Consider the following 11,129-nt stretch of genomic DNA (forward strand, 5'->3'; position numbering starts at 1 on the left):
GCGTAAGGGAGGAGGCGGGGAACACCTTGCGGCGAATCAGTACGGGCGAATCGCCGGCCGGGATGTCGTTCTCGACGTCGTACGGCGACTTCTCGGCCGCCGGCGACTGTGGTGCCCGGCTGGCTTCCTCGTAGATGGGCTCGCTGGTGCTGGCCGGCTCCAGGGTAGCCGTGGCCTCGGTGACCGACTTGGGCGTGTGCCGGCCGTGGTGGACCTTCTTGCGGTCCTTGGCCCGGCGCAGCCGCTCGAGAAGCTTGTTGTAGGCCAGGTCGAAAGCCGCAAACTTGTCCGCCGCGCTGGCCTCGGCACGGATCACGGGGCCGCGCCCCAGCACGGTCAGCTCAACAGTGAGCAGTTCTGCCGTCTGCCGGGCTTTGGTCTCCTTGGAAACCTTGGCGTCCACCCTCTGGACCTTGTCCCCCAGTGATGCGATCTTCGAGATCTTCTCGTCGGCGTATTCGCGGAACCGGTCCGAGACTGTCAAGTTGCGACCGCTGATCATGAACTCCATGGTGCCCTCCAAATGACTTCGGTGACACGACAGCGGCACTTCCGGGGGCTTGTCTGACGGACAGTCGAGCCCCTTTCCGAGCCGCTATCGACAGGTACATCTGTTCTTGGTACCCATGTTCGACGTTAGTTCATAGGCCCCTGTTATTCATCTCTTTTTGGTTTATTTTTTTCCTTTCCTCGGGCGTTCCGCGCCATGTCGAGGGCGGACGCCGCAAAGTCGCCATGAGCCGGCGGGCGTGTCGCAGCGAGCACGACGGCGCCGCGCACCAAAGCCCCCGCGGCACGTAGCGCACGCGCTGCCTCGGACAGTGTGGCACCGGTGGTCAGGACGTCGTCCACCACAATGCAGGGCCGGCCGGAAAGTGCCAGCCGGCCGAAAGTTCGCCTGGCCCGCATGGAACCGCGCACCCGTCGTGACCGGGCCGCGCGGTCCAGGCCCTTTTGCCCGCCGCGCCAGCTTGCCGTGGATCCGGCGGCGTGAAATCTGCCGAGGGGCCGTGCCTGGCGGAGCACGTCGGCGACCTCGGCTCCGGCGAGGCCGGGGTGCGGCCCGGCACGGGCAAGGAGGAGGTGGACGGGGCTGAATCCGCGGCGCCGGAAGGCGGCGGCGGTGGTGGGCACCGGCACCAGCAGGAGCCCCTGGGTCCGCCCCGCCGCCGCGGCGACGGCTGCGGCGAGTGCCCTGGCCAGTTCAGTCCCCAGTTGGCGCTGGCCATGCCTCTTGAAGGACAGGAGGGCCTGGGCCAGCTCGCCGCGGTATACCCCGGCCGCTACCACCGGCAGCAGGACGGATCCGTCCATGTCCATCAGGGCCGGGGCCCGGCCCTCGGCCCGGAACGGACGCCGGGTCAGTTGCCGGAGCTGGTGGGCGCAGACGGCGCAGATCGTTTTGTCCTCGGCACCGCAGCAGACGCATTCCACCGGCGCGGCCAGGGCCAGCAGTTCTGCGGCGGCAGCTCTTGTCCGGTCCGCCAGCCGGGCAGCCCAGCCGGCGTGTTCGGCACGGTGCTTCGAGGCCGGTACTTCCGGCGCGAGGTCGGGGTCGGGGCGCGGATGCCTGCTCATGTTCCAAGCGTGGCCGCCACGGGCGTCCCCAGGGAAGCGGCGCCCGCGGCCATGTGGACAACCGGACGAGCCAACCGGGCACCAGCCAGGCGCCCCAGCCGGGCGCGCGCGGCAAGCCGGCGCGCCCGAGCGAGGTCAGTCAGAGGACGCCCGAGGCAGCCCGCGTCAGCCCGGGAAGGCGGGGTCGGTGGCACCCTTGAACTGCGCCGACCAGCCGTTGCCCAGCCGCTGGAAGATGCCCTCGGCGGACTGGCCGTAGATCTCCGCCGGACCGTTGCCCGCGCTCAACGCCGTAAGGCCGGGCCAGGGCGCCAGTTGCTGCGGGGCGGCGGCGGTCAGGGACAGCAGCTCGGGGGTGACGTTGTCGCTCCCCGAGCTCTTCATCACCGCGACGGTGGTGTCGTTGACCCAGACTCCGCGGTCCGGGGCCTTGGTGGCCAGCAGGGTAATCGGCGCGGTCAGGTCCCGCGGGGTACCGTCGGCTGTCCGGATGATGCCCGTGATCTGCACGTTGGTCTTGCCGTTGAGCTCGGAAATGACCAGGGCGCGGGTCCCCTCCCGCGAGATCCGGAACTCCTTGACGTTGCGCCCGGCAAGCCATGCCGGTGTGATCGTCACGGCCGGAATGCTCGCCCCCGGCGCGGTCCCGGCCGGATGATAGGCCAGGACTTCGGTGGCCCCGCTGCTTCCGGGACCCGCGGACCAGACCCAGTCGTAGCGGCCGAACGACGGGCGGGAGAGACTGGCCCGCGTCGTGAGCGCACGGGCCGGCTGTCCGGGCAAGATCGAGTACAGGGTGGTCCGCCCGGCGTTGAGGAACGCCGCGGCCTGGGAGACCGGGGATTCGGCCGGCATCCGCGGGCCCAGGGCCCGCACGGACTGGATGTCCGGCAGCACACCGACTTTGTTGTTCTCGAAGCGCACGAGGTCGTTGTTGCTGATGGCGATCTGGTGGGCGGGAACGTCCTTGTCGCGTACCGGGGGCAGCACCGTTCCGTCGTCCTCGACCCRCACCAGGTCCTGGTTCGCGCGAAGCTCGACGTTGATCACGTCCGGCTGGCTGCGGAACGTTAGCGCCAGCTGGGTCTGCATCCGCAACCGGTCCTCATTGGAGGCATCCGTCAGCTCTTTCGCGGTGAGGTCCACCTGCGCCGCGCCGGAGACCACGGGCACGGATTCACGCGCCAGTTTCATGCCCGACGGGAAGGCACTGACCACGGCCCCCTTCAGGTACGGCGCGGGACCGCCCAGCAGGGCGCTGGCCATGGCCTTAACGGTCTTCTTCTTGATGAACCAGCGCATGTCCGGGACCGCGTAGGTAAACGTGGGGTCGTAGAAGTAGATGGGGTACGCGCCGTAGATGACCTTGAAGGTCTCCTCCGGGATGGCCGTGCCGTCCGGAATCTCCGCGATCCGCCACTCGCCGTCGACCTTCGTCACCGTCGCCGGGATGCTCTCCTTGGACCCGGGCGGCAGCGGTGTGGCGATGCCGTCGGCGTCCACCGTGTAGGCCAGGTCCAGTTCGTAGTTGAAGACGTTTTCGACGGCGGTCCGCACCACCCGGGCGGACCGGAAAACCAGGACCCGCTGGTCCGGCTTCCACTTCACCGATGAGGCCTGGGTGAGGTACTGCCGGGCCACGGCGTAGTCGTCCTCGTAACCGCTGCCGGCGAGGTAGAAGTCCTCGATCACAGCTTCCGGCCCGGCTCCGGCCCGGGGGGCCACGGGGAAGAAGACAGGGGCGTTATTCGGTTTGCCGGCGCTCTCATCGGTGCTCTTGCCCACCGGTCCGGAGCGCGGAATCTGCGCGCAGGACGTCAGGAGCACCAGGACGACCGCCAGCAGGGCCGCGGCAGCGCCGTTGAACTTCCGGGCACCGCTCATGGCCGCTCCTCCGTGGTGTCGTGGCCCGGCCCCGCCGGCCGGGGGTGGGTGAGCGCCTGGTCCAGCAGCAGCATTGTCCGTTCGGGCACGACGCCGGCGGGCCCGACGTCGGCCGGCTCCAGCTGGAGCGGCGACCGGGTGATGGCTTCGCCCTGGCGCAGCGGCAGCGTGAGGCGGAAGTTTGACCCGCTGCCCTTGCTCCCCCAGGCCTGCAGCCAGCCATTGTGCAGTTTGGTGTCCTCGGTCGCGATGGAGAGCCCCAGGCCGCTGCCGCCGGTGGTCCGGGCCCGGGCCGGGTCGGCCCGCCAGAAACGGTCAAACACGCGGGCTGCTTCAGCGCTGGTCATCCCGATCCCGTGGTCACGGACGGCCACCGCGACGGCGGTTCCGTTGGCCGCGACGGAGACGTTGACCGGCCTGCCCTCACCGTGCTCGAGGGCGTTCAGGATCAGGTTGCGCAGGATCCGGTCGATGCGCCGGTCATCCATATCAACGACGATGCTGCCCGCAGGGGCGTTCAGCGTCACCTCCGAGCCGTACTCGGCGGCCACGGGCGCAACCCCCTCGATGACGTGCGAGATGAGCTGGATGATGTCGGTGGGTTCGGCGTCGAGCATGGCGACGCCGGCGTCGAACCGGGAGATCTCCAGCAGGTCCGCCAGCAGCGACTGGAACCGTTCCACCTGGTTGTACAGGAGCTCGGCGGAGCGCTTGTTGATCGGGTCGAAGTCGTCGCGGGCGTCGTACAGCACCTCCGCGGCCATCCGGACGGTGGTCAGCGGTGTCCGGAGCTCGTGGGAAACGTCGGAGACAAACCTCTGCTGCATCTGGGAAAGGGTGGCCAGCTGGGTGATCTGCTCCTGCAGGCTGGCGGCCATGTGATTGAAGGAGGCACCCAGCCGGGCGACCTCGTCCTCGCCCTTGACCACCATGCGTTCCTGCAGTTGCCCTGCCGCCAGTTTTTCGGACACGACGGCGGCATGGCTGACGGGGCTGACGACGTTGCGGGTGACGTACCAGGCGACGGCGCCGATCATCAGGGCCAGCGCGGCGGCACCGGCCAGCAGGACGTTCTGGATTTCGTCCAGGGTCTTCTGCGCGGAGTTGAGGTCGTAGATGAGGTACAGCTCGTAGACGGTGCCGTTGAACGTCACCTTGTTGCCGACGGCGATCCCGGGACGGTCCTCGGTGCCCACCGGAAATTCGGTGGAGGCCCAGTACTGGTCTTTTCCGGAGTCCTGCACAGCCTTGCGCAGGTCCGTGGGGATGACGCTGATGGTCAGCTGGTCGGAGGCCCGGGATTCGACCCAGCGGTTCCGCGGTTTGGTCTGCTCGGGCATCGCTTCGAAGACATAGCGACGCTGGATCACCGAGCCGCGGCCTTCCACGGCGTTGAGCGTGTCGTAGACCAGGGTGATAACGCTCGACTGGTCGGTGACCTGGGCGCCGTCGAACGTGTCCTGGACCTGCTTGACGTTATATCGGGTCTCGGACTCGGCCTGGGCCAGCCTCTCCTGGAAGAGGTTGTTGGCGATCTGGTTCGAGAGATACGCGCCGACGACGGCGAAGGACCCGATCGCGAGCATCAGGGTGGTCAGCACCGTGCGGAATTGCAGGGACCGCCGCCAGCGCCGTTGCACGGCCCTTAGCAGGTACCGGATTCCGGGCAGCACCGTGGAGATGCCGGTGCGGACCAGCCGGACGACGCGGGCGGTGACGATCCGCGCCCGGCGTGCCCAGATCCGCGCCCGGAACAGCGGGGACTGACCCGGCGGCGGCACACTCTCCGGGCCGGAGTCGGCCGGCGGCACACTCTCCGGGCCGGAGTCGGCCGGCGGCACACTCTCCGGATCGGGAACGGGGTGGCCGTCCGACGGTTCAGGAACCTGCTTTATAGCCGACACCACGGACCGTCAATACAACTTCAGGGGCTTCCGGATCGCGTTCAATCTTTGACCGCAACCGCTGGACGTGGACGTTGACCAGCCTAGTGTCGGCCGCGTGGCGGTAGCCCCAGACCTGTTCCAGCAGCAGTTCACGGGTGAAGACCTGCCACGGTTTGCGGGCCAGGGCCACGAGGAGGTCGAATTCGAGCGGGGTGAGCGAGATCCGCTTGCTGTCACGGCTGACAACGTGGCCCGCTACGTCGATCGTGACGTCGGCAATGCGCAGCGTTTCGGGGGCTTTCTGGTCGCCGGGGCGCAGGCGGGCCCGGACCCGGGCGACAAGTTCGGCCGGCTTGAATGGCTTGGGGACATAGTCGTCCGCACCGGACTCAAGGCCACGCACGACGTCGGAAGTATCGGACTTGGCGGTCAGCATCACGATCGGAACGTCTGACTCGCCGCGGATCTGGCGGCAGACCTCGATGCCGTCCATGCCCGGGAGCATAAGGTCCAGCAGAACCAGGTCGGGCTTGGATGAGCGGAACACCTCCAGGGCCTGGCTGCCGTCCGCGCAGAATACGGGGTCAAAGCCGTCATTGCGCAGCACAATGCCGATCATCTCGGCCAACGCCTCGTCATCGTCCACTACCAAAATCCGTGCCTTCATAGCTTATATATTCCCCTATTGAAATGGCTTTGTCGTATTCGGGCCGTTCCCGGCATGGCGCGGGGGACGGGGCACGGCGCGGCCGGCGGAGCGTCCCGGCTGGTAATGGCACGGCCCGAATCGGCCCGGGTACTTGCCGCCGRCCGTCGAAACTATAGGCTGGGGTCACGTCTGGCCCCGGGCACGCGCCCGGGCACGGGTTCGCAACGGCGCCAGCGCCGTGTCCGCGTGTGTCCGGTAGGCAATTTCTTGGGGAGGAAAGCTTGTCCGAGCAGGAGCAGGGCGGACCGCAGCAGTGGGGCGGCGCACCGCAGTGGGGCCAGCGGCCGACCCAGCAGCCGCCGGCACAGCCGGCGTGGGGGTCCACGCCGCAGTGGGGCCAGCCGCCGCAGTGGAATCCCACGCCGCAGTGGGGCCCTCCGGGTCCCGGCCATGGCTTCGGTGGCCCGGGCGGCATGGCACCACCCGGCCACTCCCCCTACGGCCAGCCGCGCTACGTTGCCCCGCCAAAGCCGGGCATTGTCCCGCTGCGCCCCCTGATGTTCGGCGAAATCCTGGACGGCGCCTTCCAGACCGTCAGGCGGAACCCCGCCGCCATGCTGGGGGCCGGAATCATCGCCCAGGCCCTGGCCTCAATCATGTCGGCGCTCATCCAGGGCGGCGCCCTCTTCGGCGCCACGAGCGCCCTGTCGCTGCGCGGCCCGGGCTTTTCGCAGGCCATGGCACTCACCCTGGGCACTGCAGCCGCCATCGGCGCGCTGCTATCGCTCCTGTCGGTGCTGATCTCCGTCGTGATGCAGGGGGCCATGGCCGTTCCCGTCGCCCGGGCGCTGTTGAACCGGCGCACAGGGTTCCGCCAGATGTGGGTCCTTGCCCGGTCCCGGACCGGCGCGCTGCTGGGGCTGGCCGGCGTGCTGATCCTGGGAACGGTGGCCGTCATCGCCGTCGGCGTGCTGGTGACGGTGCTGTCGGCGGCCGTGATGGACCGCGCGGCCGTGCCGGTGATGGTGCTCCTGGTTTTCGGGCTGTTCATTGCCATGCTGTGGCTCGGCATCCGGTTCCTCGTCGCGCCGGCCGCGATTGTGGTTGAAGAACTCGGCACGTTTGCCGGACTCCGCCGCTCGTGGCAACTCACCGGGAGGAACTGGTGGCGGATCCTCGGTGTGACAATTGTGGTGGGGATCCTGGTCGGCGTCCTGACCCAGATCGTCCTCCTGCCCGTCCGCCTAGCGACGAACGGCATCGCCGCCACGGTTTTCGCCCAGGGTGGGGAGGCCGAAACCCACACGGTTGGGGTCGTGGCTGCGGTCGTGGGCACCGTGGTGACCGCACTGGTTGCCGCCGTCGGCTTCGCTTTCCAGACCTCGACGGCGGCCCTGCTCTATGCGGACTTGCGGATGCGCAAGGACGGACTGGACCTGGACCTCCTGCGGCAACTTGAGACGGGCAGCGACCCTGCGGGCGTGCCGGGACGCGGTGCAACGGTGATTCAGGGTGACCCGTCCGCCTGGGCCCGGCCGCCGTTCGGCCCCCCGCCGGTCCGGTGATGACGACCGCCCCCGGGACGGCCCTGCACCAGGCAGTGGCCGTCCTGGCCACGCACTTTCAGCCAGAGCCTCCGGTACTTCCCGGCCGGGAGGAGGCAAGCCGCTGGGCCGCCGAAGAACTCGCCAAGGACCCCTATGTTGCCGCGCAACCCAGCTGGCTGGACGAGGCCCTGGCCAACTTCGCCCGGTGGCTGCGTTCGCTGACCGGAGACGGCACCCCGGGGGCCGACGGCGGCTACGGCGTCCCGCTGCTGCTGCTGATCGCCGCCGTGGTGATTACTGTCGCCATCGTGGTGGTCCGGCCCCGGCTGAACGCCCGGCGGGCCCCGGCCAAGGAGGTTTTCGATGCCGCGCCAGCGTTGACGCCGCAAATGCACCGGGACCGTGCCGCGGCGGCGGCCGCCCGGGGCGAGTGGTCCACGGCTGTTATTGAACAGTTCCGGGCCATCGTACGTGCAGCCGAGGAGCGGACCGTCCTGGACCCGCTGCCCGGCCGGACAGCTGACGAGGTCGCCGCCAGGCTGGGCCGCGCCTTTAGTGCCTACGCCCGGGATCTGGAGGACTCCGCGCGCATCTTCGACGCCGTACGCTACGGCGGCGCCGGCGCCGCGTCGCCGGACCATGAGGCACTGGTCCGGCTCGACGCCGCCCTGGCGGACACAGCGCCCGATTATCAGGGCACTGGCCCTGACGTCCTGGCCAGGCCGCTGTGACCGAAACCGCCGTCGCCACCCCCAGCTCCCCCGTGACCCCTCCGGCCGTCCGCAGATGGCTCCGCCGGCACCGCACCTGGACCGTCCTCGGCGTCGTCTTCGTCGCCGCCCTGGTCCTGACGGCGGTCATCCAGCTCCGGCCACACGGCGACCAGGAAGCCCTCTCCATTCGGAACGCCGCCCCGGACGGGGCGCGCGCCGTCGCGGAAATCCTTGGCCGGCACGGCGTCGCCGTCGAACAGTCGGCGTCGTTCGAGTCCACGCGGCAGGCCATCGAGGACGCCCGCCGGGCGGGCGAGGGTTCCGCTGTCCTGCTCTACGACGCGAACGGCTACCTGGGCCGTGACCAGCTGCGCTACCTCTCCGCCGCCGCGGACCGGCTGGTGGTGGTGACCCCGCGGCTCAATACCCTGCTGGGCCTGGACTCCGGGATCCGGCAATCGGGAGTGGTCCGTGACGGCACCGGGTCCCTCGAACCGCGCTGCGGCGAACCCGACCCGACCGCGGCCGGCGCCGTTTCCGCCGGTGACGGTTTCCTTTACGACGGGCCCGTGGTCTGCTACGCCCAGACGGAAGGCCGGGGCGGCCTCTATGCCGCCAGCTCCAACGGCCGCATCCTGGTGCTCGGCAACGGCAAACTCCTGAGCAACGGGGGCCTGGCCGCCGAAGGGAACGCCGCGCTGGCGCTGCGGAGTGTCGGCGCGGAACAGCGGCTGATCTGGTACCTGCCGGGAATCGCCGATGTGCCGGCGGTGAAGAAGCCGGTCACCCTKAGTGACCTCGCCGCCCCCTGGACCCGCGTCCTCGGCCCCTGGCTCGCCCTCGTGGCCGTGCTCGCCATGTTCTGGCGCGGCCGCAGGCTCGGCCCGCTGGTGGTCGAGCCGCTCCCGGTGGTGGTGAAGGCCGTGGAAACCGCTGAAGGGCGGGCACGGCTCTACCACGATGCCCGTGCCGTCGACCGGGCCTCCGACGTCCTCCGCGCCGGAACCCTGGTGCGGCTGGCCAAGACACTCAGGCTGGGGCCGGACGCCGGCGCGGCGGCCATCTCCGACGCTGCCGCCCGGCACCTGGACCGGAGCCCCGAGAGCGTCTCCGGCATCCTGGATGCCGAACCCCGAACCGAAGCAGACCTCGTGCGCTGGGCCCAGCAGCTCGAACGACTAGAGAAAGAGGTACACGCGCGATGAACGACTACCCCAGCATCCCTGGCGGCGGAGCAGCGACCGACACCGGCCCGGCAGCCGACGCCGCAGCCCCGTGGCCGGCGCCCAGGCCGGCGGAGCACCCGGCCCCGCCAACCGCGGCACCGGGCCGTCCGGCGGCGGATGGCCACAGTATCGGGGGCGCAGCCCACCACGACCCGGTCCGGCAGGCACTACTGGACGTCCGGCGGGAGGTCGCCAAGGCCGTCGTCGGGCAGGATGCCACGGTCACCGGGATGCTGATCGCCCTGCTGTGCGGCGGCCACGTGCTCATCGAAGGGGTGCCGGGCGTGGCCAAGACCCTGCTGGTGCGCAGCCTCTCGGCGGCCCTGAGCCTCGACACCAAGCGGATCCAGTTCACCCCAGACCTGATGCCCGGTGACGTCACAGGCTCGCTGATTTATGACTCCAGCACCTCAGAGTTCAGCTTCCGGGAAGGACCCGTCTTCACCAACATCCTGCTGGCGGACGAGATCAACAGGACCCCACCCAAAACGCAGGCGTCCCTGCTCGAGGCCATGGAGGAACGGCAGGTCTCCGTGGACGGCGTCTCCCGCCGGCTGCCCGCGCCGTTCATCGTCGCCGCGACCCAGAACCCGGTGGAGTACGAGGGAACCTATCCCCTGCCGGAGGCGCAGCTGGACCGCTTCCTGCTCAAGCTGGCCATGCCGCTGCCCGGCCGCGACGACGAGATTGAGGTCATCCGACGGCACGCGGCCGGTTTCGACCCCCGCGACCTGGCTGCGGCCGGGGTGCGCCCGGTCGCCGGGCCCGCCGAGCTGGAACAGGCGCGGCAGGCAGTTGCCGCGGTCGAGGTGGGCCCGGAGGTCCTCGCCTACATCGTGGACATCGTCCGCGCCACCCGGTCGGCACCGTCCTTCCAGCTGGGCGTCTCACCCCGCGGCGCCGCGGCACTGCTCACCGGGTCGCGTGCCTGGGCGTGGCTCTCCGGGCGGAGCTTCGTCACCCCCGACGATGTCAAAGCCCTCGCCCTGCCCTGTCTGCGCCACCGTGTGGCACTGCGGCCGGAGGCAGAAATGGACGGCGTGCAGGCCGACGGCGTGTTGGGCAGCATCCTCGCCTCCGTGCCTGTGCCCCGCTAAGCCATGGCGATTTCCGGACGGTTCGTGCTGCTGGCGCTGCTGGGAATGGTCCCCGCGCTGCTCTTCCCGGGCTGGCCTTCGGCCGTTGTCGTGATGCTGTTGCTGGCGGCCGTCCTGCTGGCCGACCTGGTCCTGGCGGCGCCGCTGCGCCATGTCTCGGTGCAGCGCGGGGATCCCGGCAGTGTTGCGCTCACCGGTTCGGCGGAATCGGTGCTGACGGTGGCGAACACGGGCCGCCGGGCCCTGCGCGGACTGGTCCGCGACGCCTGGCAGCCGTCGGCCGGCGCGCAGAATCCCCGCCAGCACCTGAACGTGCCCGCCGGGGAGGGCCGCCGGATGGCGGTGACCCTGCGGCCGACCCGGCGCGGCGAGCTCGCCGCAGCGCATGTCACGATCCGGGCGTTTGGYCCGTTGGGCCTCGCCGCCCGGCAGCGCACCCTCCCGTGTCCCGGCTCCTTACGCGTACTGCCGCCGTTCCATTCCCGCCGGCACCGTCCGTCCAAACTGCGCCAATTGCCGGAACTCGACGGCAAGGCCGCAGTCCAGATC

Annotated in this window: 9 protein-coding genes and 1 pseudogene; 5 read left to right on the forward strand and 5 right to left on the reverse strand. The window is 69.9% G+C overall.

What is annotated here, in order from left to right; genetic code table 11:
* From hpf to mtrA, 5 genes are all read right to left on the reverse strand, one after another.
* Positions 1-511, reverse strand: a 511-nt coding sequence (gene hpf, locus AC1DHD_RS08965) for a ribosome hibernation-promoting factor, HPF/YfiA family (RefSeq protein ID WP_476879374.1), incomplete at its 3' end; no start/stop codon positions are given.
* A 143-nt stretch (positions 512-654) separates the two neighbouring features.
* Positions 655-1,578 carry a ComF family protein gene (locus AC1DHD_RS08970; protein ID WP_476879375.1) on the reverse strand — a complete coding sequence of 308 codons (924 nt, stop codon included), beginning with the start codon at positions 1,576-1,578 and terminating at the stop codon, positions 655-657.
* Positions 1,579-1,743: 165 nt separating this feature from the next.
* A complete protein-coding gene (locus AC1DHD_RS08975; RefSeq protein WP_476879376.1) occupies positions 1,744-3,462 on the reverse strand; it encodes an LpqB family beta-propeller domain-containing protein in 1,719 nt (572 codons plus the stop codon).
* Entirely contained in the window at positions 3,459-5,219 is a 1,761-nt protein-coding gene (gene mtrB / locus AC1DHD_RS08980) for an MtrAB system histidine kinase MtrB (protein ID WP_476879382.1), read from the reverse strand. Before mtrB ends, AC1DHD_RS08975 begins: the two co-directional genes overlap by 4 nt.
* Positions 5,220-5,340: 121 nt before the next feature.
* A complete protein-coding gene (mtrA, locus tag AC1DHD_RS08985; RefSeq protein ID WP_476879377.1) occupies positions 5,341-6,015 on the reverse strand; it encodes an MtrAB system response regulator MtrA in 675 nt (224 codons plus the stop codon).
* Between the two features lie 263 nt (positions 6,016-6,278).
* Between mtrA and AC1DHD_RS08990 the strand changes: the two genes are divergently transcribed.
* From AC1DHD_RS08990 to AC1DHD_RS09010, 5 genes and pseudogenes are all read left to right on the forward strand, one after another.
* Entirely contained in the window at positions 6,279-7,562 is a 1,284-nt protein-coding gene (locus AC1DHD_RS08990; RefSeq protein ID WP_476879378.1) for a DUF7847 domain-containing protein, read from the forward strand.
* Positions 7,562-8,275: a DUF4129 domain-containing protein gene (locus tag AC1DHD_RS08995; RefSeq protein WP_476879379.1), complete on the forward strand. Its 714-nt coding sequence runs from the start codon at positions 7,562-7,564 to the stop codon at positions 8,273-8,275. Before AC1DHD_RS08990 ends, AC1DHD_RS08995 begins: the two co-directional genes overlap by 1 nt.
* Positions 8,272-9,462, forward strand: coding sequence for a DUF4350 domain-containing protein (locus tag AC1DHD_RS09000; protein WP_476879380.1), 1,191 nt, complete (start codon positions 8,272-8,274; stop codon positions 9,460-9,462). The genes AC1DHD_RS08995 and AC1DHD_RS09000 overlap by 4 nt, the downstream gene beginning before the upstream one ends.
* Positions 9,459-10,580 (forward strand): AAA family ATPase, encoded by a 1,122-nt coding sequence (locus AC1DHD_RS09005; RefSeq protein WP_476879381.1) that lies wholly within the window; start codon positions 9,459-9,461, stop codon positions 10,578-10,580. Before AC1DHD_RS09000 ends, AC1DHD_RS09005 begins: the two co-directional genes overlap by 4 nt.
* A gap of 3 nt (positions 10,581-10,583) precedes the next feature.
* A pseudogene (locus AC1DHD_RS09010) lies at positions 10,584-11,129 on the forward strand (DUF58 domain-containing protein); the annotation flags it as partial.

It is taken from the genome of Arthrobacter sp. 05L45_2, assembly GCF_056397525.1.

What these genes read in the sequence shown, in the direction of transcription:
- AC1DHD_RS08995 (WP_476879379.1), top strand. Translation starts at nt 7,562, where the DNA reads ATGACGACCGCCCCCGGGACGGCCCTGCACCAGGCAGTGGCCGTCCTG.
- AC1DHD_RS09005 (WP_476879381.1), top strand. Translation starts at nt 9,459, where the DNA reads ATGAACGACTACCCCAGCATCCCTGGCGGCGGAGCAGCGACCGACACC.
- AC1DHD_RS08970 (WP_476879375.1), bottom strand. Translation starts at nt 1,578, where the DNA reads ATGAGCAGGCATCCGCGCCCCGACCCCGACCTCGCGCCGGAAGTACCG.
- mtrA (WP_476879377.1), bottom strand. Translation starts at nt 6,015, where the DNA reads ATGAAGGCACGGATTTTGGTAGTGGACGATGACGAGGCGTTGGCCGAG.